The 24,507-nt window shown below is 71.1% G+C and carries 21 protein-coding genes and 1 riboswitch; of the genes, 11 read left to right on the forward strand and 10 right to left on the reverse strand.

The features are described 5' to 3' along the window. The first annotated feature begins 56 nt into the window (after positions 1-56). From dusB to ACFQ2D_RS13725, 4 genes are all read left to right on the forward strand, one after another. Positions 57-1,055: a tRNA dihydrouridine synthase DusB gene (gene dusB, locus ACFQ2D_RS13710; RefSeq protein ID WP_280942558.1), complete on the forward strand. Its 999-nt coding sequence runs from the start codon at positions 57-59 to the stop codon at positions 1,053-1,055. Positions 1,056-1,130: 75 nt separating this feature from the next. Next, entirely contained in the window at positions 1,131-1,769 is a 639-nt protein-coding gene (locus tag ACFQ2D_RS13715) for a CDP-alcohol phosphatidyltransferase family protein (protein ID WP_280942557.1), read from the forward strand. After that, positions 1,766-2,377, forward strand: coding sequence for a lysophospholipid acyltransferase family protein (locus ACFQ2D_RS13720; RefSeq protein ID WP_280942556.1), 612 nt, complete (start codon positions 1,766-1,768; stop codon positions 2,375-2,377). Before ACFQ2D_RS13715 ends, ACFQ2D_RS13720 begins: the two co-directional genes overlap by 4 nt. Continuing rightward, complete coding sequence (locus ACFQ2D_RS13725) at positions 2,374-3,315, forward strand: phosphatidate cytidylyltransferase (RefSeq protein WP_280942555.1); 942 nt, start codon at positions 2,374-2,376, stop codon at positions 3,313-3,315. The genes ACFQ2D_RS13720 and ACFQ2D_RS13725 overlap by 4 nt, the downstream gene beginning before the upstream one ends. Before the next feature lie 134 nt (positions 3,316-3,449). On the opposite strand, the gene ACFQ2D_RS13730 is transcribed toward ACFQ2D_RS13725, so the two are convergent. Next, positions 3,450-4,484 (reverse strand): metal-dependent hydrolase, encoded by a 1,035-nt coding sequence (locus tag ACFQ2D_RS13730; protein ID WP_280942554.1) that lies wholly within the window; start codon positions 4,482-4,484, stop codon positions 3,450-3,452. A gap of 165 nt (positions 4,485-4,649) precedes the next feature. Here ACFQ2D_RS13730 and metK point away from each other — a divergent pair, with 165 nt between their 5' ends. Next, positions 4,650-5,861, forward strand: coding sequence for a methionine adenosyltransferase (gene metK, locus ACFQ2D_RS13735; RefSeq protein WP_280942553.1), 1,212 nt, complete (start codon positions 4,650-4,652; stop codon positions 5,859-5,861). A 480-nt stretch (positions 5,862-6,341) separates the two neighbouring features. Here the strand turns inward: metK and ACFQ2D_RS13740 are convergent, their stop codons facing one another. From ACFQ2D_RS13740 to ACFQ2D_RS13770, 7 genes are all read right to left on the reverse strand, one after another. After that, positions 6,342-7,127: an SDR family NAD(P)-dependent oxidoreductase gene (locus tag ACFQ2D_RS13740; protein WP_280942552.1), complete on the reverse strand. Its 786-nt coding sequence runs from the start codon at positions 7,125-7,127 to the stop codon at positions 6,342-6,344. 62 nt (positions 7,128-7,189) lie between these two features. Then, a complete protein-coding gene (locus ACFQ2D_RS13745; protein WP_280942551.1) occupies positions 7,190-8,077 on the reverse strand; it encodes an SDR family NAD(P)-dependent oxidoreductase in 888 nt (295 codons plus the stop codon). Positions 8,078-8,128: 51 nt separating this feature from the next. Further along, positions 8,129-8,860, reverse strand: coding sequence for a TetR/AcrR family transcriptional regulator (locus tag ACFQ2D_RS13750; protein WP_386795680.1), 732 nt, complete (start codon positions 8,858-8,860; stop codon positions 8,129-8,131). 39 nt (positions 8,861-8,899) lie between these two features. Then, positions 8,900-10,507 (reverse strand): AMP-binding protein, encoded by a 1,608-nt coding sequence (locus ACFQ2D_RS13755; RefSeq protein ID WP_280942549.1) that lies wholly within the window; start codon positions 10,505-10,507, stop codon positions 8,900-8,902. Then, positions 10,498-12,132 carry a carboxylesterase/lipase family protein gene (locus ACFQ2D_RS13760; protein ID WP_280942548.1) on the reverse strand — a complete coding sequence of 545 codons (1,635 nt, stop codon included), beginning with the start codon at positions 12,130-12,132 and terminating at the stop codon, positions 10,498-10,500. Before ACFQ2D_RS13760 ends, ACFQ2D_RS13755 begins: the two co-directional genes overlap by 10 nt. Further along, a complete protein-coding gene (locus tag ACFQ2D_RS13765; protein ID WP_386795681.1) occupies positions 12,129-13,445 on the reverse strand; it encodes a spinster family MFS transporter in 1,317 nt (438 codons plus the stop codon). The genes ACFQ2D_RS13760 and ACFQ2D_RS13765 overlap by 4 nt, the downstream gene beginning before the upstream one ends. 8 nt (positions 13,446-13,453) lie before the next feature. Beyond that, positions 13,454-15,748, reverse strand: a complete 2,295-nt coding sequence (locus ACFQ2D_RS13770) for a TonB-dependent receptor (RefSeq protein ID WP_280942546.1) — start codon at positions 15,746-15,748, stop codon at positions 13,454-13,456. A 243-nt stretch (positions 15,749-15,991) separates the two neighbouring features. Beyond that, positions 15,992-16,071: riboswitch (S-adenosyl-L-homocysteine riboswitch) on the forward strand. Between the two features lie 36 nt (positions 16,072-16,107). On the opposite strand from ACFQ2D_RS13770, the gene ahcY reads away from it, so the two are divergent. The 6 genes from ahcY to ACFQ2D_RS13800 all read left to right on the forward strand — a co-directional run bounded on the left by ahcY (position 16,108) and on the right by ACFQ2D_RS13800 (position 22,595). After that, entirely contained in the window at positions 16,108-17,553 is a 1,446-nt protein-coding gene (gene ahcY / locus ACFQ2D_RS13775; protein WP_280942545.1) for an adenosylhomocysteinase, read from the forward strand. Between the two features lie 71 nt (positions 17,554-17,624). Further along, a complete protein-coding gene (locus ACFQ2D_RS13780; RefSeq protein ID WP_280942544.1) occupies positions 17,625-18,311 on the forward strand; it encodes a DUF3348 family protein in 687 nt (228 codons plus the stop codon). Beyond that, on the forward strand, positions 18,308-20,401 hold the full coding sequence (locus ACFQ2D_RS13785; protein WP_280942543.1) for a DUF802 domain-containing protein: 2,094 nt from the start codon (positions 18,308-18,310) through the stop codon (positions 20,399-20,401). The genes ACFQ2D_RS13780 and ACFQ2D_RS13785 overlap by 4 nt, the downstream gene beginning before the upstream one ends. Further along, complete coding sequence (locus ACFQ2D_RS13790) at positions 20,398-21,048, forward strand: OmpA family protein (protein ID WP_280942542.1); 651 nt, start codon at positions 20,398-20,400, stop codon at positions 21,046-21,048. Before ACFQ2D_RS13785 ends, ACFQ2D_RS13790 begins: the two co-directional genes overlap by 4 nt. Then, the gene (locus ACFQ2D_RS13795) at positions 21,020-21,733 is read left to right on the forward strand and encodes a DUF2894 domain-containing protein (protein WP_386795682.1); all 714 of its coding nucleotides are present in this window, start codon (positions 21,020-21,022) and stop codon (positions 21,731-21,733) included. The genes ACFQ2D_RS13790 and ACFQ2D_RS13795 overlap by 29 nt, the downstream gene beginning before the upstream one ends. Positions 21,734-22,055: 322 nt before the next feature. Further along, the gene (locus ACFQ2D_RS13800) at positions 22,056-22,595 is read left to right on the forward strand and encodes a hypothetical protein (protein WP_280942540.1); all 540 of its coding nucleotides are present in this window, start codon (positions 22,056-22,058) and stop codon (positions 22,593-22,595) included. 226 nt (positions 22,596-22,821) lie between these two features. Here ACFQ2D_RS13800 and ACFQ2D_RS13805 read toward each other — a convergent pair whose 3' ends face one another. After that, on the reverse strand, positions 22,822-23,268 hold the full coding sequence (locus tag ACFQ2D_RS13805) for a hypothetical protein (RefSeq protein ID WP_280942539.1): 447 nt from the start codon (positions 23,266-23,268) through the stop codon (positions 22,822-22,824). Continuing rightward, positions 23,265-24,425 (reverse strand): zinc-dependent alcohol dehydrogenase, encoded by a 1,161-nt coding sequence (locus tag ACFQ2D_RS13810; protein ID WP_280942538.1) that lies wholly within the window; start codon positions 24,423-24,425, stop codon positions 23,265-23,267. The genes ACFQ2D_RS13805 and ACFQ2D_RS13810 overlap by 4 nt, the downstream gene beginning before the upstream one ends. Between the last annotated feature and the right edge of the window lie 82 nt (positions 24,426-24,507).

Here is a 24,507-nt window from a genome sequence, read left to right on the forward strand (position 1 = left end):
GGGTTCGCGCCCCTTGGCGCGCGGGCCGCGGCCGGCCAGCCCGTTACAATGCCGCGATGCAGATCGGCCCCTACCGCATCGAGCCGCGCGTGATCCTCGCCCCGATGGCGGGGGTCACCGACAAGCCGTTCCGGCAGCTGTGCAAGCGGCTGGGCGCGGGCCTGGCCGTGTCGGAAATGACCACCAGCGATCCGCGCTTCTGGAACACGCGCAAGTCGCTGCACCGCATGGACCACGAGGGCGAACCGGATCCCGTGAGCGTGCAGATCGCCGGCACCGTGCCCGCGGTGATGGCCGAGGCCGCGCGACACAACGCCGACCAGGGCGCGCAGATCATCGACATCAACATGGGCTGCCCGGCCAAGAAGGTGTGCAATGCCTGGGCCGGCTCGGCGCTGATGCAGGACGAGGCACTGGTTGCGCGCATCCTCTCGGCGGTGGTCGCCGCGGTGGACGTGCCGGTGACGCTGAAGATCCGTACCGGCTGGGATGCCCGCCATCGCAATGCGCCCACCATCGCCCGCATCGCCGAGGACAGCGGCATCGCCGCCCTGGCCGTGCACGGCCGCACCCGCGACCAGCAGTACGCCGGCGTGGCCGAGTACGACACCATCGCCGCGATCAAGGCGCAGCTGCGCATCCCGGTGATCGCCAACGGCGACATCGATACGCCGCGCAAGGCGCGACAGGTGCTGGACCGCACCGGCGCGGATGCGGTGATGGTCGGCCGCGCCGCGCAGGGACGGCCCTGGCTGCTGGGGGAGATCGCGCAGTTCCTCGCCACCGGCGAAGAACGCGCCCCGCCTCCGCTCGATGAAGTCCGCGACGTCCTGCTGGGCCACCTCGAGGCCCTGCACGCGTTCTACGGCGAGCAGGCCGGCGTACGCATCGCCCGCAAGCACCTGGGCTGGTACGCGAAGGACCGGCCCGAGAACGCCGCCTTCCGCAGCGTGGTCAACCGCGCCGAGACCGCCGAAGCGCAGCTGCGACTGACCCGCGAATACTTCGACGCGCTGGCCGCTGGCGTGCCCCCGGAACTGCCGGCCGCAGCCTGATCCGGCGCCTTGCCAGCGCTCGCGGGCGCGGCCAAGATGCATCCGCGCCGGACCAGCCGGCTCGGGGAACACCGCATGGAATCGCAGGCACAGGGAGCCGACGCGTCGCGCCGGCCGATCAAGGCGCGCGGCAATCGGCTCATCCAGGGGATCGCCGCCGCGCTGGCGCGCTCGCCGCTGACGCCGAACGCCATCTCGGTGCTGAGCATCGCCTTCGCCGCCGCCGGCGCCGCCGCGCTGTGGTGGCTGCCGGCCTGGGGCGCGTGGCTGTGCGCGCTCGGCATCCAGCTGCGCCTGCTGTGCAACCTGCTCGACGGCATGGTGGCGGTGGAAGGCGGACAGTCGACGCCCACCGGCGCGCTGTACAACGAAGTACCCGACCGCGTCGCCGACAGCGTGCTGCTGGTCGTCCTCGGCTACGCCGCCGGCCTGCCCTGGGCCGGATGGCTGGCCGCACTGCTCGCCGCCGCGACGGCGTACATCCGCACGCTCGGCGGCGCGCTCGGCCAGCCGCAGGACTTCCGCGGACCGATGGCCAAGCAGCACCGCATGGCGCTGATGACCCTGGCCTGCCTCGTCGCGCCGCTGGAAGCGCTGTTCTCAGGCGGCGCCCATGCGCTGCAGGTCGCGGTGCTGGCGATCGCGATGGGCGCGCTGCTCACCTGCTTCACCCGCCTGCGCGCCATCGCCGTGCGGCTTGAGTCCGCACCGTGATCGCGCGCCTCGCCGGCGCCGCCCTGGTCGGCTTCACCCGCATGATGGTCGGCGCACGCGCGCAGTGGCGCGCCTCGCCGCCGCCGGGCCAGTGCATCTACTTCGCCAACCACACCAGCCATCTCGACACGGTGGCGATCTGGTCCGCGCTCGCGCCGCGGCTGCGCGCGGACGTGCGTCCGGTGGCGGCGCGCGACTACTGGGACAAGCCGGGCCTTCGCGCCTGGCTGTCGGGCCGCGTGCTGCGCGCGATCCTGATCGACCGCCAGCGCGCGCAGCCCGACGCCGATCCGCTCGCTCCCGTGCGCACCGCGCTCGAGCATGGCGACTCGCTGATCCTGTTCCCGGAAGGCACGCGCAGCAACGAACGCCTGCCGCAGCCGTTCAAGGGCGGCCTGTACAAGCTGGCCGCGGAATATCCGCACGTGGAACTGGTGCCCGTGTACCTGGACACCCTGCACCGCAGCCTGCCCAAGGGCGCGCTGCTGCCGCTGCCCCTGCCGCTGTACTGCAACGTCAACTTCGGCGCGCCGCTGGCGCGCCTCGCCGGCGAATCCCGCGAGCACTTCCTGGAACGCGCGCGCGCCGCGGTGGAGGCGATGGCATGAGTCCGCAGGCGAAGATGCTCTGGGTGTTCGGCGGCATCGTCGGCGTGCTGCTCGTCGCATCGGTCGTGGGCTGGCTGCTGTCGCGGCGCGGGCCCGACGGCGGCGGCGCCACCGTGCAGAACCTCAACGCGCGCGTGCGCGCCTGGTGGGGCATGGTGGCGGTGCTGGGCGCGTGCTTTGCGATCGGGCCGGTGGCGACCTTGGTGGTGTTCGCCTTCATCTCGTTCTTCGCGCTGCGCGAGTTCATCACCCTCACGCCGACGCGCGCGGGCGACCACCTGCCGCTGGTGGCCGCGTTCTACCTGCTGATCCCGATCCAGTACTGGCTGATCCACGACCAGTGGTATGGGCTGTTCGCGATCTTCATCCCGGTCTACGCCTTCCTGGCGCTGCCGGTGCTGGCGGTGTTCGGCGGCGACACCACGGATTTCCTCGCGCGCAGCACCAAGATCCAGTGGGGCGTGATGATCGCCATCTACTGCATCAGCCATGCGCCGGCGCTGATGATCCTGCAGCCCGATGCGCCGGCAGGCACCGGCCAGCTGCTGCTGCTCTACCTGATGCTGGTGGTGCAGATCAGCGACGTGATGCAGTACGTGTTCGGCAAGCTGTTCGGCCGGCGCAAGCTGGCGCCGCAGGTCAGCCCGTCCAAGACGGTCGAAGGCCTGCTCGGCGGCGGCCTGGCGGCGGTCGGCATCGGCACCGCGCTGTGGTGGATGACGCCGTTCACGCCGCTGCAGTCGGCCGGCATGTCGGCGGTGATCGTGCTGGCCGGCGTCTGCGGGGGACTGGCGCTGTCGGCGGTCAAGCGCAGCCTGGGGGCCAAGGACTGGGGCCGGATGATCGAGGGCCACGGCGGGATGATGGACCGGATGGATTCGGTGGTGTTCGCCGCGCCGGTGTTCTTCCACCTCACCCGGTACTGGTTCCCGGCATAGGGCATCGGCGCGGGCCGTGCGGGGGCAATCGGTAGGGGCGATTGCGCCAATGGGCCTGCGGCGTCCGCAGCCAGGAGCGCCTTCCCCGGCGCGAGGTGCCCCGCCGGCCGGGCGACCGCTCCGGCCCGCAGCCTTCAGCGGCTGCCGGGCTGGACCGGAGGCGAGTCCGGCTCGACCCAGATCCGCTCCCACATCTGCGCCAGCCGTCGACGCGCCTCCCAGGGCCAGGACAGCTGCTCGGGCGGCACCGCGCGCCAGCCGTCGCCATCGCGTTCGGCCACCACGAAGTTGAAGCTGTAGTCGGGTTCGCTGCCCATGCGCAGGTCGCTCAGCACCAGGCGCCCGTCGCGCACCTGCGCTTTCATGAAGCCGCGGTTGAACCACTGCAGCCGCGCAACCGCCGGAATCTCCCCGGCCGCGGCCAGGGCATCGACCTCGGAGCGGTGGTGCCGGAACGCGATCGGACGCGAGTCGGCGACCAGCGAATGCTCGCCTTCGACGAAACCCTCGGGCGTCATCGCCACCACCCGCCACAGCAGGGTATTGAACGGCATCGGCACCGTGAAACGCGGCGCATCGGCCAGCCCCAGCGCCGCCAGCGAACGCTCCGCCTCGCGCTCGACCAGGCCCTTGGCCACGAGCGACCAGCCCAGATAGCCACAGCTGAGCGCCAGCCCCGCAAGCAGCGCGCGCCGCGCGGCTGGTTTCGGCCCGGCGAAAATCGCCACTGCCACGCCGGCCAGCAGCCACAGCGTGTAACCCGGATCGATGATGAAGACACTCGACCACATGACCGGCGGCATCGGCAGCGGCCACAGCAGCTGGGTGCCGTAGACGGTGAAGGCGTCGAGCAGCGGATGCGTGAGCAGCGCCAGCTGGATCGCCCAGAACCAGCCGCGCGGCGCCTGCGACACGCGCCCGCCCCGCCGGCGCAAGGCCGCCCAGATCGCCCAGCCCAGCAGCGGCAGCACGAACAGCGAGTGGCTGAAGCCGCGGTGCAGGGTCATCAGCGCCACCGGATCGTCGGTGAACAGCGCGATCGGGAACGAGTCCAGGTCGGGCAGCGTGCCGAGCGCCGCGCCGGCGAGCATGGCGGCGCGCCGGTGCATGGCAGGCACCGTGGCGCCGGCCACGGCGGCGCCAAGCAGGAGCTGGGAGATCGAATCCATCGCTGCATTCTAGGCGGCGATGGAACCGGTCCACGCCCGCCTGCGGCCGCGCGGCGCACCGGGCCGGCGCGCGTTAACCTGCGGTGCGGCTGGCGGGGTGCGCAGCCGGTTTCGCCCGTGTATCATCCGCACCCATCTTTTCATCCGAATTGAAGGATATAGCCGATGTCCAGCTACCTGTTCACCTCCGAATCGGTCTCGGAAGGCCATCCGGACAAGATCGCCGACCAGCTGTCCGACGCGGTGCTGGACGCGATCCTGGCCCAGGACAAGCGCGCGCGCGTGGCCTGCGAAACCCTGGTCAAGACCGGCGCGGCGATCGTCGCCGGCGAGGTCACCACCAGCGCCTGGGTGGACATCGAGGCGCTGGCGCGCAAGGTCATCAACGGCATCGGCTACGACAATTCGTTCGTCGGCTTCGACGGCCACACCTGCGCGATCATCAACATGCTCGGCAAGCAGTCGCCCGACATCAACCAGGGCGTGGACCGCAAGAAGCCCGAGCAGCAGGGCGCCGGAGACCAGGGGCTGATGTTCGGCTACGCCTGCAACGAGGCGCCCGAGTACATGCCCGCGCCGATCTACTACAGCCACCGCCTGGTCGAGCAACAGGCCAAGGTGCGCAAGAGCGGCAAGCTCAAGTGGCTGCGTCCGGACGCCAAGAGCCAGGTCACCCTGCGCTACGACGGCAATACCGTGCTCGGCCTGGACGCGGTGGTGCTCTCGACCCAGCACGACCCGGACATCAAGCAGAAGGACCTGGTCGAGGCCGTGCGCGAGCACATCCTCAAGCCGGTGCTGCCGAAGAAGTGGCTCGAGGCGCTGGGCAAGAACAAGGTGCACATCAACCCGACCGGCAAGTTCGTGATCGGCGGGCCGGTGGGCGACTGCGGCCTGACCGGCCGCAAGATCATCGTCGATACCTACGGCGGCATGGCCCGCCACGGCGGCGGCGCGTTCTCGGGCAAGGATCCGTCGAAGGTCGACCGTTCGGCCGCCTACGCCGCGCGCTACGTGGCCAAGAACATCGTGGCCGCCGGCCTGGCCGACAAGTGCGAGGTGCAGGTCTCCTACGCCATCGGCGTGGCCGAGCCGACCTCGATCTCGGTCACCACCTTCGGCACCGGCAAGGTCGGCGACGACGTGATCGAGAAGCTGATCCGCCGCCACTTCGACCTGCGCCCCTACGGCCTGACCCGGATGCTGGACCTGGAGCACCCGATCTACCAGGCTACCGCCGCCTACGGACATTTCGGCCGCAAGCCGAAGGAGATCAGCTACGTCGACGGCGCGGGCAAAAAGCACACGGCGACCGCCTTCTCCTGGGAGAAGACCGACCGCGCCGAGGAGCTGCGCAAGGCCGCGAAGCTGAAGTAGGCCAACGCTGCGGATGCTGTCCCGAGCGGGCCGCCTTGTGCGGCCCGCTTTTTTTTGGTGACGGACCGGCGCACGGGACGTGCCTGTGCAGCGGGGAGTGCGCGAAGGCTCCAGCCGCACCATGGTTGCCCTTGCCCCCACCCCAGCCCTCCCCCGCCTTGCGGGGGAGGGGGCACGACGCAGCGGTGGCCCCGGCCCTCAGCCCCGGCCCCGGCCCCGGCCCCGGCCCCGGCCCCGGTGACGGTGACGGTGACGGTGACGGTGACGGTGACGGTGACGGTGACGGTGACGGTGACGGTGACGGTGACGGTGACGGTGACTGTGGCAGTGGCGGAACCCGCCGCGACGGTCGCTCCTCCCTCCGCACAGCGGGGGAGGCTGGGAGGGGGGCGGATCAGGTCGCCGCGCAGCAGGCTCGCCGCGTCCGGTCGGGGAACGTTGCCGACGACCGTACCGCCAACCGCGATCATCGCCCTCCGATCAGTACATCCGCGTCGCGCTGCCGCCATCGACACAGAGCACCGCGCCGTTCACGTAGCTGGCCTCGTCCGAACACAGCCAGGCAATGGCCTTCGCCGCTTCCTCCGCCTCGCCCAGCCGCTGCATCGCGCAGTGGCGCGCCACCATCCGACCGTAATGCTCGGCGCCGCCCGGCCGCTCCGGGTCAACCATCTCCGAGCGCGTGAAGCCCGGTGCCACCGCGTTGATGCGCAGGTTCGCCTGTCCGTAGTCGGTGGCTGCGGAGCGGGTCAGGCCGATCACGCCATGTTTGCTGGCCGCATACGGCGCATGGCCGACGTCGCTGGGCTTGAGCCCGTAGATCGATGCCACGTTGACGATCGCGCCGCCGCCGACAGCCAGCATCGCCGGAATCTCATGTTTCATGCACAGCCACACGCCCTTGAGGTTCACGCCCATCACCGCGTCCCATTGCGCCTCGTCCACGTCGGCAACCGGCGTGCGCATGGGGCCGGCGACGCCCGCGTTGTTGACGGCGCAGTCCAGCCGGCCGAAGTGGTCCAGCGTGGCGGCCACCATGGCGCGCACGTCGTCCGGCCGTGCCACGTCGGCGCGTACCGGGAGGGCGGTCCCGCCCCCTTCGCCGATCCGCCGCGTCAGGGCTTCGCAGCGCTCCGCGCGGCGCGCGGCCAGCACGACGCTGGCGCCCTGTCGCGCGAACTCCAGCGCGGTGGCTTCGCCGAGACCGGAACTGGCTCCGGTGACCAGCGCGACCTTGCCTTCGAACGCGCGGCTGCGAGATGTCATGGCGGTCGCTCCGATGGGGACACGGCAAACCGGTGTGGCGCCCGGGCGGGGCGGCGCATGGATCAGGCCGGCTCGGCCTGTGCATGCGCCTGCGCGCTGGCCACCTCGCGCTCGGCCTGGGCGAAGCCGTACTTGGGCACCAGCTGCCCGGCCGGATCGGACACCGCCTCCCAGGCCTGCACCAGGCGCTCGCCCGTGTCGTTCCCGCCGCCGAGGTGGCGACCTTGGGTCAAGGTCACGTAGGCGCGCGCGAAATGGCCTCCGCCGGCGCAGACGATGGCGCGGGTCGGCGCGTCGTCGCCCACCAGCGGCAGCAGCGCGGGACTCACCAGGGCCGGGGCCAGCGCGCGCAGGCTTTCTTCGGGCAGCACGCCGGCAGTCATGCCGGTCGACGCAGTCGGCGCCAGGCAGTTCACCCGGATGTCGTACTTCGCGCCCTCGATCGCCAGGGTCTGCATCAGGCCCACCAGCGCCATCTTGGCCGCGCCGTAGTTGGCCTGGCCGAAGTTGCCCCATAGGCCGGACGACGAGGTCGTCATCACGATCCGGCCGCGCCGCTGCGCGCGCATCGGCTCCCACACCGCCTGGCTGCAGGTCGCCGCGCCCATCACGTGGACCTCGAGCACCTCGCGGAACGACGCCAGGTCCATCTTCGCGAAACTGCGGTCGCGCAGGATCCCGGCGTTGTTGACCAGGATGTCCACGCGGCCCCACTCGCCCAGCGTGCGCTCGACCATCGCGGCCACCGCGGCGTCGTCGCAGACCGAGCCGGCCCAGGCCAGCGCCTCGCCGCCGCCGGCGCGGATCTCGGCCGCCACCGCCGCGGCCTGGGCCTCGCCCACGTCGTTGACGACCACCCGTGCGCCCTTGCGCGCCAGGTACAGCGCGTGCTGGCGGCCGAGGCCGCCGCCGGCCCCGGTGATGATCGCGGTACGTCCCTCAAGCGGCATGCGTCGTGACTCCGTCCGGGACAGTCGTTGCGGACGGGGTGCTGCCCGGAATCAGCGCGCGCTCGCGCCTCCCCGCCGCTTGCAGATGGAGCGGAAGCCGGCGGCCATGAACGTGGCCATGCGCGCCTTCACCGCCTCGTAGTCGTCGGACCGGCACAGCCCGCCCGACAGCCGGTCGATGCGACCGGTGCGCGCCAAGGTCAGCATCAGCGCGCCGGTGACGAAGTGGTACCCCCAGAAGATGTCTTCCTCGGCGCAGTCGGGCATCGCCTTCTTCAGCAGTCCGATCAGCCGCAGAACGACCGGGTCGAAGTGCTGGTCCATCAGCTCCGCGCCATAGGGCGTGGTCGAGGCCAGCGCGCTGAGGGCGCCGTAGTTCTTCCAGTTCTCGCCGCCCTGCAGGTACAGGTCCAGGTCGGTGTCGAGGAAGGCATGCAGGGCGCCCTCCAGCGTCGGCTTGCCGCCGCAGCCGGCCTCGTAGTCGTCCAGCGCCTGCATGCGCCGCCCGCTGGTCACCGGCGCGCGCCGCGCCATCACCGCGTCGAACAGGGTCTTCTTGTCGTTGAAGTAGTAGTTGAGCAGGGTGTGGTGCACGCCGACGCGGCTGGCCACGTCCTTGAGCGTGACGCCGTACAGACCGTGCTGCGAGAACAGCAGCTCCGCCGCGTCCAGGATCTGCTCGGTCATCTCGGCGCGCTGCTGGGCCTTGGTCGGCCGCTTCTCCTTCGGCGCGGCCTTCTTCGCGGCCGGACGTCGGGAACGCGCTGTCGCCTCTGTGGCCACCCTGCCTCCATTGCATCGCGGCGTGCGCGCGGCGGCGTGTCACGTGCCGGTCTCCGCGGGCGCGCCACCGAACTCTGCCCTGAGCCGCATTCTGTCAATTTTCCCGGTCGCTGCCAAAGGCATGCGCTCGAGCCGGATCACCTCGTCCGGCAGCCACCAGGACGCCACGCGATCGCGCAGCGCATCCATCAGCGCGGCATCGCTGGGGCCGTCGCCGTTGCGCGTCTCCAGCACCAGCACCGGACGTTCGCCCCATTTCGGATGCTCGCGGCCGATCACCGCCGCCAGCGAGACCTCGGGCAGGCCGCCCACGATCTCCTCGATTTCGGCGGGGTTGATCCACTCGCCGCCGGACTTGATCAGGTCCTTGGCGCGGCCGGTGATGACCAGGTTGCCGTCCGCCTCGATGCGCGCCAGGTCCCCGGTGTCGAACCAGCCCCTGGCGTCGACCGCCGGCTGCGTGTCGCCGAAGTAGCGCTGCACCGCGCTTGCGCCGCGCACGCGCAGGTAGCCTTCGTTGTCGCGCTGGCGCGCCAGCGGTACGCCCTCGGCGTCGGTGAGCAGCAGGTCCACGCCGATCGACGGCCGCCCCGACTGGTGGGCGGCGCGATGCGGGTCGCCGGCGGGGGCGACGGTGCCGGTCGGCGAGAGTTCGGTCATGCCCCAGCTGGTCTGGACGCTCACGCCGAGGTGCTGTTCGATGCGCTGCATCAGCGCCGGGGCGATCGGCGCGCCGCCCACGATCACCCGGGTGAGCGACGGCGTCCGCCCCCCCGTCGCCTCCAGGTGCTCGACCAGCGACAGCCACACGGTGGCCACGCCGATCGCGACGGTGACTTCCTCGGCGTTGATCAACGCCGCCAGGCTGGCGCCGTCGAGGTGGCGCCCAGGCAGGACCAGTCGCGCGCCGGCCGCCGGCGCGGCGAAGGGCACGCCCCAGCCGTTGGCATGGAACATCGGCACCGCCAGCAGCACGCGTTCGCGCATCGACAGCGCCATGCCGTCGGCCTGCAGGGTGCGCAGCGTATGCAGGAATACGCCACGGTGGGTGTAGGTCACGCCCTTGGGCGCACCGGTGGTGCCCGAGGTGAAGCACAGGCCGCAGGGCGCGTGCTCGTCGAAGCCGCCCCAGGCGACCTCGCCCTGCGCGGCGGCGAGGAGCGGTTCCAGCGGCTCGACCATGACGATGCCGTCGTCGTCCACCGCCTCCCCGTCGATCGACCACACCCGTTCCAGCGCATCGGCCTTCGCGGCGAGCCGGCGCGCCAGCGGCGCCAGGTCGGCGGATACCACCAGGGCCCGCGCGCGCGACTGCGCCAGCATCGAAGCCAGGTGCGCCTCGCCCAGGCGCGGGTTGAGCGTATGGCAGACCGCGCCCATGCCCATCAGCGCGAACCAGGTTTCCAGGTGTCCCTGCGTGTTCCAGGCCAGGGTGGCGACGATGTCGCCCGCGCCGATGCCTATTGCCGCGAATGCAGCCGACAGCCGCCGGCTGCGCGCATGCAGTCCCGCGTAGCCGATCCGGTCGACCTGCCCGCCTTCGCGCGCGGTAACGACCTCGGCCTGCGGATGCCACTTCGCGCCGTGCGCCAGGAACTGGTCCAGGGTCAGTGCGAACGGCTGCATCTCGCCATGGATCACGGACATCCGTCCACCTCGTCCGGCAACGGCGGCGAGATGATGCCGACGTTCCAGTGCCAGGGCAGGCCGCCGTGCGCGCGACGGCGGCAGACCACCGTCTCGACCAGTTCGAACATGCCGGGCATCAGGTGCTCGCCCGGCGTCGGCGTGCCATCGAACGCCATGTAGGCGCGCGACTCGCCGTAAGGCGGCCAGTCCGGTGCGCCATCGGCCACGGGCGCGCCGGAACGGGCGAACGAGGTCCAGTAGTCCTGCATGGCGGCGGCCAGCGCGCGCTCGGCGCCGGTGTCGGGCGGAACGGGCCAGTTCGGTGGCGTGCCGGCGCCCGTGCCCAGCGCATAGGGAATCTCGGCGGCGTGGAAGGCATGCATGCCGGCGTCATCGGCGGCCGGATAGCCGTGGTCGAAGTAGTACAGGTAGGACGGCTGGCCCAGCGCGGTCTGGCTGCGCGCCAGCCGCTCGGCGGTCCAGCCGTACATCGCGTCGCGGGTCGTGGCGAGCATCGCCTCGTCGAGGTTGTCGGGTGGATAGCGCGCCAGCATCGCGTCGGACAGTTCGCCGTAGGCGGCGCGGATGGTCGCCTCGTAGGTGGCCGCATCGGCCGGCGGAGGCGGCAGCAGGAAGCGCAGCGAACGGATCTCGCCGTCGTTGAAGCCGGCCAGGATCGGCACCGGCGCCTGGTCGCCACGGTCGAACACCTCCACCAGCTGCGCGGGCAGGACCCGCCCGTCCACCACGCCCAGCGGGAAGAAGCCTGCCAACGCCGCCTGCACGGTGAGCGCCTGCGCATCCATGGCGCGCAGGCGCGGCAATCCACGGACCTCGAGCTTGCGCGACAGCGCCACGCCCGCTTCCTCGGCAGAGGGCGTACCGTGCACGGACTCGCGCAGCGCGGGCGTCGAGATCATGTACGCGCTCTGCGCGATGGCGCGATGGAACAGGCCGCGCGCCGGCGGCGCCGCCAGCAGGTACATCACGCTCAATGCACCCGCGGATTCGCCGGCGATGGTCACATTGCCGGGATCGCCACCGAAGGCGGCGATGTTGCGCTGGACCCAGCGCAGCGCCTCGATCTGGTCGAGCAGGCCGTAGTTGCCGGACACGCCGTCGTCCGATTCCGCGCCCAGGTCGGGATGCGCCAGCCAGCCCAGCACGCCCAGCCGGTAGTTGATGCTCACCATCACCACGCCCTTGCGGGCGAGCGCCGCGCCGTCGTACATCGCCTCGCGGCCGCTGCCGGCGACCAGCGAACCGCCGTGGATCCAGACGAAGACCGGCGCGCCCCTCGCATCGGCTGGTGCCCAGACGTTGAGCGACAGGCAGTCCTCGCTGGTCGGCAACGCTTCGGCCGGCGAGTAGATGCTGCCCGGCCGCGGCGGCGGCTGGTGGCAGGCCGGCCCGAAGCGGGTGGCATCGCGCACGCCGTCCCAGCGCGCTGCCGCGACCGGCGCGCGCCAGCGCTGCCGCCCCACCGGCGGCTGCGCATAGGGAATGCCGCGGAAGACGTTCACGCCGCCAACCGCCTCGCCACGCAGTGCGCCGGCGGGCGCTTCGACGACCGGGGCATCAGCGGCGAAGGCGGGGGCCGCCAACAGCACGGCGGCCGCAGCGAAGATGCGGAAACGGATCACAGCTGCTTCTCCCGAGCGGGCTGGCGGCGGATGCTGCGCGCGAGCAGCAGGAACAGGCCGATCGCCAGCAGGTAGAACGGAACCAGGGTGTAGAACGCCATCTGCAGCGAGCTGTCCGGATGGCTGGCGCGGAAGAAGTCGCTGGCCATGCCGAGGTAGGTCGGGCCGAAGCCCAGGCCGATCAGGTTCATCACCAGCAACAGCAATGCGCCGGAGAGCACGCGCTGATCGGGCCGCACTTCCTCCTGGACCAGGGTGACCGCCGGCGAGAGGTAGAAATAGTTCAGGCCGGTGGGCAGGAACAGGAACAGCAGCGCCAGCTCCCAGCGGCCCGCGGAGACGAAGCCGATGAAGAACGGGATGGCCAGCGCCAACCCCGCCGCCGGCAGGTAGGCGTACGCGGTGCGCGAGCGACGCGCCAGCCGGTCGATCAGGCGCCCGGACAGGAACATGCCCAGCGCACTGCCGAGACCGAACACCAGCGCGTACCACACCGCCACCTCTTCCAGGCTCATGCCCTTCTCGCGCATCAGCATCAGCACGGTGAAATTGAGCATGGCGTAGGTGACGAACTGGGTCGCGCCGCAGGCCAGCGCCATGTTGCGCAGCACCGGATTGGCGAAGAAGCCGCGGCAGGTTTCGGCGAATCCCGGCGCAGGAGCGGCGCCCTCCATGGACGCCTGCGCGGGCGCCGCATCCAGGCCGCCCTTGCGCGGCTCGCGAATGAAGGCCCACACCCCGGCGGCGGTCATCACGCCGACGACGCCGACCCAGATGAACGCCATCCGCCAGGAATACGCCGCCGCCACCGAGGCGCCGAAGGCCACGCCCAGCGCCGCGCCGATCGGTGGACCGAGGTTGAACAGGCCCAGCGCGGTACCGCGCGTGCCGGGCGGGAAATAGTCGGAGATGATCGCGTACGAGGGCGGTACGCCGCCGGCCTCGCCGATGCCCACCGCCATGCGCGCCAGCGCCAGCTGCGGATAGCTGGAGGCCATGCCGCAGGCGGCGGTGGCCGCGCTCCAGAGCCCGCACGAGAAGGCGAGCACCCGTACCCGGTTGCTGCGGTCGGCCAGCCAGCCCACCGGGATCGCCAGGATGCAGTAGAACATCGCGAAGTACAGCCCGCCGATCAGGCCGAGCTGGCCGTCGCTCACGCCGAGTTCGTCCTGGATCGGCTTGGCCAGGATCGACAGCAGCTGCCGGTCGAGGAAATTGAGCACGTAGACGAAGCACAGCACCGCGAGCACGATCCACGCGCGCAGGCCCGGGCGCGCCGCCTGCGCACCCGGAACCGCCGCGGCGGCCGGCATGCCGGCCATCAGAACCGGACCCCCACGCGCACGCCGACGGTGCGCGGCGGCACCCGTGCGTAGCGCCCGTCGAGGAAGGCCTCGGGATGAACGTAGGTGACCGAGCGGTCGTCGAACAGGTTCTCGACGTAGGCCCCCACCGTAACGCGCTCGAAGTCGAAGGCCAGGTTGGCGTTGGCGATCGTGTACGACTCGGTGTAGTCGAACATCGGACTCACCACGCCCGGCTGGCCGGGAACGTTGGGGAACATACCCGGATAGTCGCCCACATGCACCAGCGAGACCGACGCGTTGCCCGCCGCGTCGCCGAAGGCGTCGAAGCCGTAGTCGACCACCATCGAGCCCTGGAAGCGCGGCGCCGACAGCCGCGCGCCCAGGACCGCGCCGGAGATCGCCGCTTCCTCCGGCGTCAGGCTGTCGACTTCGGTGCGGTTGAACGAGCCGTTGAGCGAGAACGTCCAGTTCGCGCTGGGCCGCGCCATCACCTCGAACTCCAGGCCCTGGCTGATCGCGCCGCCGATGTTCGTGGCGAACTGCACGGAGTCGGAGACGCGGTTGGCCTGCACCTGGATGTCGTTCCAGTCGATGTGGTAGAGCGCCAGGTTCGCCGCAAGGCGGCCGTCCAGCCAGCGGCCCTTGAGCCCGAGCTCGTAGTTGATCAGTTCGTCGGAGTCGGCACCGAAGGGAATGATGATGTCCTCGGCGTTGACCAGGCTCGGCGCACCAGCGCGCGCGTTGACGATCGGCGCGCGGAAGCCGGTGGCCACGGCTGCATACGTGGTGATCGCCGGCACTGGTCGCCAGGACAGGCTCAGCCGGTACGAAGGTCCCTTCTCCTTGGCGACCAGGCCGACGATCTCCTCGACCGGGAACACGACCAGGGGGCCGGTCGCCCCGGTCAGCGCGGCGGTGAGGTAGTTGCTGTTGTAGCCGCCGGCCAGCTGGGTGGCCTGGGCTTCGGTGCTGCCGTAGCGCAGGCCGCCGGTCGCCCACAGGTCGTCGTTGAAACGGAACGTCAGCTCGCCGAACAGCGCGCGTTCGCGCTGGTCGATGATGTTGCGGAAGCGCAGGTAGTAGGGGCTGATCGGCAGGTTGGTCATGCCGCGCGACTCGAGGAACTCCTGCGAGGAGCGGTAGAAGTAGTCGCCGGTGCGCTTCTGCTCGAACCAGAAGCCGCCGACCACCCAGTCCACGCGGCCGCCGGTCTCGGAGACCAGGCGCACTTCCTGCACGAAGCGGTCGTCGTGGTACGGCACTTCCAGCCCGAACGGGATGAGATGGCCGAAGGTCGCCGCCAGGTCCACGTCGAAGTGGGCGTCGTAGTCCGACCAGGTCGAGGAGCTGGTCAGCCTCGCGCCGTCGAACTGGTAGCCGATGGTGGCGTTGTAGTTCGTCATCGTGCCGGCGAAGCGGTCGGGCTGGTCGGAGTAGCGGACATCCTCGCCCAGGTCGGGGTTGGTGAGGCCCGAATCCTCCGGCGTGCTCTCTTCGCGCGAGGCGCGCAGCTGGACCGAGAGGCGGTCGCCGGGCTCCCACAGCAGGGTGGCGCGGCCGCCCCAGGTGTCCATCACGTTGGCATCGTCGACTCCGGTGCCGATGTTGTCGACATAGCCTTCCTCGTGGCGCTTGAAGGCGACCACGCGCAGCGCCAGCGTGTCCTCGGCCAGGGGGACATTGAGCATGGCGTTGTAACGCTGCCGCAGCGAGCCCGAGCCGCGGATGCCGAGGTCGCCGAGGAACGAGCCCTCGAACACGTTCGGATCCGGCGCGCGGGTAAGGATGCGCAGCGCGCCGGCCAGCGAACCGGAGCCGAACAGCGTGCCCTGCGGCCCGCGCAGGAATTCCACCCGCTCCACGTCGTACAGGCTCGGGTCGAGGATGGTGGAGTTGCCGTTCGAGGAAATCGGCAGTTCGTCGATGTAGATCGCCACCGTGCTCTGCAGGTTGGCGTTGTAGCCGTTGGTGGCGATGCCGCGCGCGGTGAAGTTGTTGAAGTTGGCGGTGGGCCGGTTGAGCACCACGCCCGGCGTTTCGTAGGCCAGGCCCTCGTAGCCCACGATGCCTTTGGCGTCGAGCTGGTCCTGCGCCAGCACGGTCACGCTGAGCGGCACGTCCTTCAGCGGCTGGCTGCGGCGCGTGGCGGTGACGATGACCCGGTCCAGCTCCTTCGCGTCGACGGACGCGTCGGCCGGCGCTTCCCGCGCCCCGGAGTCCAGTGCCTCGGCGGTGGCCTGGGCCAGCGCGGACACGGGCATGGACAACAGCGCGGCCAGCGAGGCGCACGCGAACAGACGACTTCCCATACAGATCCCTCCCACAGGATGCTGGTTCAGCAAGACGCGATGGACCGGATACTGGGCGCGGCCCGGGCCCCTGTCAATACTCACTCACACGTTTGTGAGTATTTCTGCGGTGCAGCATGGGGCGGGGTCCCTGCCCCCTCCGGGGAACCCACGCCACCCGCCAATTCGCCGGTGGGCTGGGCCGGTGCGCGCGGACCCTTGCGCAGGACCCGCGCGCACCGGGCAGGGCTTATAATTGCGGGCTACGCCGAGGGGCGCTGCGACCGCGGAAATCCGCGGCCAGGCTCGGTGGGAAACGACCGCGACAACGGCGCCCGTCAACACGAGTCCCCCACGGACTCCCGACGACGGAGCACCACATGAACGCGCAAGTGAAGACCTTCTCCCAGGATGGCGACTACAAGGTCGCCGACATCTCGCTGGCCGACTGGGGCCGCAAGGAACTCGACATCGCCGAGCACGAGATGCCGGGCCTGATGTCGATCCGCCGCAAGCACGCCGCCACCGCGCCGCTCAAGGGCGTGCGCGTGACCGGCTCGCTGCACATGACCATCCAGACCGCGGTGCTGATCGAGACGCTCAAGGACATCGGCGCCGACGTGCGCTGGGCCTCGTGCAACATCTTCTCGACCCAGGACCACGCCGCCGCCGCGATCGCCGCCACCGGCACCCCCGTGTTCGCGTGGAAGGGCGAGACGCTGGAGGAATACTGGGACTGCACGCTCGACGCACTGAGCTTCCCCGATGGCAAGGGCGGCTTCCTCGGCCCGGAGCTGGTGGTGGACGACGGCGGCGACGTGACCCTGCTGATCCACAAGGGCTATGAGCTCGAGCAGGGCGACGAAAGCTGGGTGAACTCGGCTTCCCGCAGCCACGAGGAGCAGGTGATCAAGAACCTGCTCAAGCGCGTGCAGAAGGAGCGTCCGGGCTACTGGACCCGCGTCGTGGCCGACTGGAAGGGCGTCTCGGAAGAAACCACCACCGGCGTGCACCGCCTCTACCAGCTGGCCGAACAGGGCAAGCTGCTGGTGCCGGCGATCAACGTCAACGACTCGGTCACCAAGAGCAAGTTCGACAACCTCTACGGCTGCCGCGAGTCGCTGGCCGACGGCCTCAAGCGCGCGCTCGACGTGATGCTGGCCGGCAAGGTCGCAGTTGTGTGCGGCTACGGCGACGTGGGCAAGGGTTCGGCGGCGTCGCTGCGCGCCTACGGCGCGCGCGTGATCGTCACCGAGATCGACCCGATCTGTGCGCTGCAGGCGGCGATGGAAGGCTACGAGGTCACCACGATCGAGGACACCCTCGGCCGCGCCGACATCTACGTCACCACCACCGGCAACAAGGACATCATCCGCCTCGAGCACATGCAGGCGATGAAGGACCAGGCCATCGTCTGCAACATCGGCCACTTCGACAACGAGATCCAGGTCGATGCGCTGTACGCCTCGGGCGCGGAGAAGACCAACATCAAGCCGCAGGTGGACAAGTTCACCTTCGCCAACGGCAACAGCATCTTCCTGCTGGCCGAGGGCCGCCTGGTGAACCTGGGCTGCGCCACCGGCCACCCGAGCTTCGTGATGTCCAACTCGTTCTCCAACCAGACGCTCGCCCAGATCGACCTGTGGGCCAACAAGGACCGCTACGAGGCCAAGGTCTACATCCTGCCCAAGCAGCTGGACGAGGAAGTGGCGCGCCTGCACCTGGAGAAGATCGGCGTGAAGCTGACCAAGCTGACCCCGGAACAGGCCGACTACCTCGGCGTGCCGGTGGAAGGCCCGTACAAGCCGGAGCACTACCGCTACTGAGCCGCGCCAGCCGCGGAACGACGCCGGGCGCCTCCGTGGCGCCCGGTTCTTTTTTGAGGATCCACCGCCGAATGACCAGTGTTGCCCAACCGGTGCCCGTGGCCGGACCGGTGTTCCTGCGCCAGCTGGCCCGCCTGGGCGGCGGCGCGGACGTTGGCCAGGGTCCGCCGCTGGCGGCGACGCTGGCGCAGTGGATCGACTGGCACCGGGCGGTGGCGCTCGCCGGCGCGCTCGACGACCGCCTGCCCGAGGCTACCGAGCCGCCGTCCGCCGAGTCCGCTCCGGGCGAAGCCTGCGCGCAGCGCCACGCGCAGCTGCGGGAGGCCATCCTCGCCGATCCCCTGCTCTCGACCCATGGCCGGACGACCGAAGTCGCGGCCACGGAGTTCGCGCCGTTCCGCGCGTGCCATCTCGCCCACCAGCGCGCCATGCTCGCCGCCACCGGGCGCCTGCGCGGCCGCCTGCGCGACCTGCTGGGAACCGTGCCGCGCCTGGCGCGCCTGGGCGAAGTGGACGCGGCGCTGGAGCGGGCACTCGCTCCGCGCGAGCACGCCCTGCTCGGCCAGCTGCCCGACCTGCTCGCCGACCACTTCGAACGCATGCGCGCCCAGGCCGAAGCCGCCGGCACGGCGACCGGGGCCTGGCTCGACCGGTTCCGGCTCGACCTGCGCGAGCTCCTGCTGGCCGAACTCGACCTGCGTTTTTCCCCCGTCCAAGCGCTGCTCGCCGCGCTTCGCACTGCCGACTCCACGCCATGACCCGACGCATCTCCACGATCCTCCCGCCCTGCATCTTCGCCGCCGGACTCGCCGTCGTCGGCTGGATCGGCGCGGGTTACCTCGGCACCAGCCTGCTCGGCGTGGCCGTGGTCGCGCTGATCGCCTCCTGCTACCTGGCCGGCGTGCTGGACCTGCGCCGGCACCGCGCCGGCAGCGCGGCCCTGGCGAGCGCCCTGGACGAGGCGGACGGGGCCATGGAGCTGTCCTCCTGGCTGTCGCGGCTGCCGGAACCGCTGCGCCAGCCGGTGCGGCTGCGCATCGAGGACGGCCGGGGCGCCCTGCCTGCCCCGGCGCTGGCACCGTCGCTGGCGGCCCTGCTCGTCCTGCTGGGCATGCTCGGCACCCTGCTGGGCATGATGGCCACCCTGCGCGGCACCGGCCTGGCGCTGGGCAGCGCGCTCGATCTCGACGCGATCCGCGGCTCCCTGGCCACGCCGGTGCGTGGGCTGGCCATCGCCTTCGGCACCTCGATCGCCGGCGTCGGCGCCTCGGCCGCGCTGGGGCTGCTCACCACCCTGGCGCGGCGCGAACGGCTGCAGGTCGTGCAGCGCCTGGACGCGGCCATCGCCGGACCGCTGCGCATGCACACGCAGGCGCACAGGCGCGAACAGGCGTTCGCGCTCCTGCAGCGCCAGGCCGACCTGATGCCCGCCCTGGTCGATCGCCTGCAGGCGATGACCCAGGCCATCGAACAGCAGGCCGCCGCGTCCGGCGCCCAGCTGCAGGCGCGCCAGGACGCCTTCCACGCCGAAGTCGAACGCAGCTACGCGGCACTGGCCGCATCCGTCGGGCAGTCGCTCGCGGCCAGCGTGGCCGAAGGCAGCCGCGCCGTGGCCGACTCCCTGCAGCCGGTGGTGGCCGATACGCTCGCCGGCATGGCGCGCGAGACCGACGCGTTGCGCCAGGCGGTGGCGGCGGCGGTGCAGCAGCAGGTCGCGCAGGTCGCGTCGGGATTCGAATCGGCCAGCCGCCACGCCGCCGAGAGCTGGCGCGAGGCGCTGGCGGCGCAGCGGCAGTCCAACGAAGGCCTCGCGGCGGGGCTTGGCGGCCTGTTCGAGCGCGCCGCCGAGGCGCAGGAGCGCCGCGCCTCCGAACTGCTCGACGGCATCGCCACGCGCATGGACGCGGCCGGAAACGGCGTCGCGGCCGCCTGGTCGGAGGCGCTCGCGCGCCAGGAAGCGGCCGGCGACGCGCTGGCCCGGCGCAACGAGGCCGCGCTCGCCAGCGCAGCCTCGGGACTGGAGCAGCAGGCGGCCGCGCTGGTGGCCGGGCTGCGCGAATCGGGCGACGCGCTGCAGGCGACGCTCGCCGCGCGCGACGAGGCCCGGCTGGCCGCGTGGAGCGAGCGGCTCGACGCGATGTCCAGCGACCTCGCCCGCCGCTGGGAGCAGGCCGGCGAGGAGGTCGCCGGTCGCCAACAGGCGATCTGCGAGACGCTCGAGCGCACCGCCGCGGGGATCGCCACGCAGTCGCAGGCGCACGCCGACGCGACGATCTCCGAAGTCTCGCGCCTGGTGCAGACCGCCTCGGAAGCGCCGCGCGCGGCCGCGGAGGTCATCGCCGAACTGCGCCGGTCGCTGTCGGACAGCATGGTCCGCGACACCGCCATGCTCGAGGAGCGCACCCGCCTGCTCGCGACCCTCGAAACCCTGCTCGATGCGGTGAACCACGCCTCGGGCGAGCAACGCGCGGCGGTGGACGCGCTGGTCGCCACCTCGGCCGACCTGCTCGAACGCACCGGCGCGCGCCTGTCCGAGCGCATCGATGCCGAAGCCGGGCGGCTCGACGCCGCGGCCGCGCAGCTCACCGCCAGCGCGGTCGAGGTCGCCAGCCTGGGCGACGCGTTCTCTGCCGCGGTCGAGTCGTTCGGCGCCGCCAACGAATCACTGCTCGAACGCCTGCAGCAGGTGGCGGCCGCGCTCGACGGCTCGATGGCCCGCAGCGACGAGCAGCTGGCCTACTACGTGGCGCAGGCGCGCGAGGTGGTCGAACTGAGCGTGTCTTCGCAGCAGCAGATCGTGGCGGAACTGCAGCGCGTCGCCAGCGCTGGCGAGTCCGCGCCGGCATGAGCGCGGAGATTGGAGGCGACGAGGGCGACACCGCCACCGTCTGGGCCGCCTTCGGCGACCTGATGGCGGTGATGCTCGGCGTCTTCGTGCTGATCCTGCTGGGTGTGGTCGGCGTGCACCTGCACACCGCAACGAAGCTGGAGGCCATCGAGCGCGAGCAGGCGCGCATGGCCGCGCAGCGCGACGCGCTTGAGCGCGCGCTCGCCGCGCCGCTCGCGGCCGGGCGCGTGACCCTGGTCGACGGCCGCATCGGCATCCGCGGCAACCTGCTGTTCCCGCTCAACTCCGACGCGCTGCAGGACGAAGGACGTGCGCTGCTGCGCGAGCTCGCCGCGCCGCTGACGGCCTACCTTGGGGCGCGCGAGGAGATCCTGATGGTCAGCGGCTTTACCGACGACCGGCCGGTGCTGCAGGGCAACCGCCGCTACGCCGACAACTGGGAGCTGTCGGCGCAGCGCGCGCTCACCGTCACCCGCGTGCTGATCGAGGAAGGCCTGCCCGCCGATTCGGTGTTCGCCGCCGCCTTCGGCGCGCAGCAGCCGGTCGATTCCAACGACGACGAGGCCGGCCGTGCGCGCAACCGGCGCGTGGAGATCGCGCCGATGCCGCGTCCGCGCAATGCACCGGGCGCAGGCGATGGGCGATAGCGCGCCGCGCAGGCAGGCGTTGCCGGCGACGCTGGACGCCACGGGCGCAGGCCGGGGCGAGCGGCTGCGGCTGCACCGCATCGAGGCGCTGGCCGCCCGCATGTCCGGGCTGGAGGGGCGCGCGCGCGCGCTGCTGGAAAGCAGGCTGCAGCGGCTGTTGCAGGACGTCGCGCCAGCGACGCCGGACGACGGATCGCCTCCGCCGACGCCTGCCGTCGGGAGTGGCCTGGCCGCGCTGACGCAACTGCTGGCGGAACTGCGCGCAGGTTCGGCGAGTCCGGCGCGGCCCGAAGCCACGCGGGATGTCCCGGGCGACCGGGTTTCGCCGCCCGTCGGCCCCCCTCCGCCAACGCTGCCCGCCCTCGAAGTCGCGCGCCAGACCTGGGCGCGGCTGCGCATGGACGATCACCTGCGCCACGTGATGGCCGAGGTTCCCGACGACGCCGGTCCGATGCACTCGACGGTGCTCGTGCATCGCGCCATCGCAGTCATGCACGAGGTCGCCCCCGGCTATCTGCAGCACTTCCTCGGCTATGCGGATGCCTTGGCGGCACTGGAGCGGTTGTGCCCCGCGCCTGCCGCCGCGGCGCCGACGCGGACGCCGAGGAGCCGTGCATCCGGGTCCGGCGGCCCCGCCGCCGCTGGCGCGCGGTCGCGTACGCGGGGGAAGCGGCGACCGCAGTAGGCCGACACCCGAGGGGTCGTCATCCCCCGGACCGCGTTCACCTGCTTGCGAGGTGGCCCTAGACCCAAGGAGCTGCAAACCGCAGCGCGCGGCACGCGCGAACAGCGACTGAACGCGGGCGCGCCAGGCAAGGGAGTTCAGCTGCGGTTTCCCGCTTTCGGACGATGCGTCCACGCCCGGGTGTCGATCATTCCCGCGTGCCGCTCAAGGCATGCCAAGTGCCGCCGCCATGCGCCCGCTCCTCGTGTCCTTCCTCGCCTGCGCCGCGATTTCGACCTGCGCCATTGTGTCCCCGTCCGGCTCCGCGCAAGCATCGACCGGAGTGGCCCGCTGCGCGATGCCGGACGGCACCTACGCCTATACCAATGTCTCGTGCAACCGCCTGGGCGGGCGCCACGCCGCATTGCCCGCCGATGTCCAGAACCGCATCCGCAGCGAGCGGCGCCGAGAAGCACTGGCGACCGGTGCATCCCTGCCTGCCGCCGAAGGCCTGCTCGCGAGCCTGCCCTCCGAGTCCCGACGGCCGAGAGGACAGGGGTGCGCCACGTCCCCGAGGCAGCTGGCCGCCGACCTGCGCGCCTCGATGGCGCAGGGAGACGTGAACCGGATCGCGGAAAGCTTCGACTGGGCCGGCATGTCGCACGGGCAGGCCATGCAGATGATGGCGCGCATCCAGCGGCTGGGTGGCGTCTCGATGGTCGGCGCCGAGTTCTTCGGCTCGACCCATGCCGGGGATCAGTACGCATCGGCAGGCGGGACGCTGCAGGTCACGCTGCAGGACCGCGGCGGCCCCAGGGTCGCCGACTTCGACGTCCGCCGCAATGCCGGCTGCTACTTCCTGCAGCACACCTGGGCGGTCTGACCCAGGCCACCGGATGGGCTGCCGGCCGGGGGCCTGCAGGTTGCCCGATCCGTTTCGAGCGCGGGCGCCTGACAGCACAGGTGGTCCACGAGGAGCCGGCATGGCGCCGGCACCTTGTTCCCAAGCCGCAGCTGTCGTGAGCCAGGAGACGGCCGGCTGCCGCGACACCGGCCGCCTCCGGCGGCCGGCAACGCCACAGCGCGCGTCCGGATATACGGCGCGCCGCTCAGGACCGGCGAAGCAGGCCCCAGGCCGCCAGCGCCACCGCACCGATGCCCAGTACCGTGATCGCGGCCTTGGCTGGCGAACGTCGCGCGTCCTCGCACAGGCCTTCGACGATGTTCACCCGGTCGGCGGCGATCAGCATGAGCCAGTGGCCGATATCGTTCTCGCTGCGACGAAACGCGGCGCGGCGGATCGCGCCGCTCAGTCCCCTGGGCGGCAACCGCGTGCCGAACGTGCGCGAATGTTCAGGCCGTTCCACCGACTTGAGCACTTCGACCGTCATCGGCTGCTGCGGCGGCGGATCGCTCCAGGGCACGTCGAGCCGCGGAGGCGTGCGTTCCATCGGGACCGCCGGGCGGTTCTCGCGCGGCAGGTCCGAGCCCCATCCGGGGATATGCGCATACCTGGCGTTGCTGGTTTCCATGTCGTTCTCCGTGGCCGCGCTCATGCCGCGTCCCGCGCGGTCGGCGGAATCAGCACCGGCTTGATGCACTGGTCGCGCTTGTTGACGAAGATCTCGTAGGCGTCGGCCACGTCCTCGAGCGGGATCCGGTGGGTGATGACCTCGCGCGGCGAGATGTGTCCGGCGCGGATGTGCTCGATCAGGCGCGGCAGGTGCCGCTTCACGCTGGCCTGGTTCATGCGCAGCGTCAGCCCCTTGTTCACCGCATTGCCGATCGGGATCATGTTGAACGTCGGCCCGTAGACGCCGACGATCGAGATGCGTCCCCCCTTGCGCACGCTGTTGATCGCCCAGTGCAGGGCGATGGGCGAGCCGGCCTGGATCATCGCGATCTTGCCGGTGAAGCTGTGGAAGACGCTGCCGCTGGCATCGCAGCCCACCGCGTCGATGCACACGTCGGCACCGAGCCAGTCGGTCATCTTCTTCAGGTGGGTCGCCATGTCGTCGACCTCGCGGAAGTTCACCGTCTCGGCGTGGGCGAACTTCCGGGCGAACTCCAGCCGGTAGTCCTCGCAGTCGACCACGATCACCCGGCCGGCGCCGAAGAACCAGCTGCTCTTCGCCGCGAACAGGCCGACCGGGCCGGCACCGAACACGACCACCGTATCGCCCTCGCGGATGCTGCCCATCTCGGCCGCCTGGTAGCCGGTGGGAAAGGCGTCGGTCAGCAGCACCGCGTCCTCGACATGGATGTCGTCCGGGATCACGTAGGGGCCGACGTCGGCGAACAGCACGCGCACGTACTCCGCCTGGCCGCCGTCGTAGCCGCCGGCCGTATGCGTGTAGCCATAGAAGCCGCCCATCGCGCTGGCCTGCGAGTTGACGTTGTGGCAGTTGCCGTAGAGCTCCTTCTGGCAGAAATAGCAGCTGCCGCAGAAAATGTTGAACGGCACCAGCACCCGGTCGCCCACCTTCAGGTTCTGCACCGACGGGCCGACTTCCTCGACCACGCCGCAGAACTCGTGGCCGATGATCGAACCCACCCGCGTGTCCGGCACCAGGCCGTTGTAGATGTGGATGTCCGACCCGCAGATGCAGGTACGCGTCACGCGGACGATGGCGTCGTTGGGATGCTCGATCCGGGGTTCGGCGACGTGTTCGATGCGCATCGTGCGCGGTCGCCGGTAGGTGGTGGCCAGCATTGCGGTCTCCGGGAAAGTGGCGCCGGCAGGACGCCGGCGCAATGCAGACCTTCGCGCGCACGGCGTGAACATCACGCGTGGA

The organism is Luteimonas composti (assembly GCF_042678665.1).
In the GTDB taxonomy this organism is placed as follows: domain Bacteria; phylum Pseudomonadota; class Gammaproteobacteria; order Xanthomonadales; family Xanthomonadaceae; genus Luteimonas; species Luteimonas composti.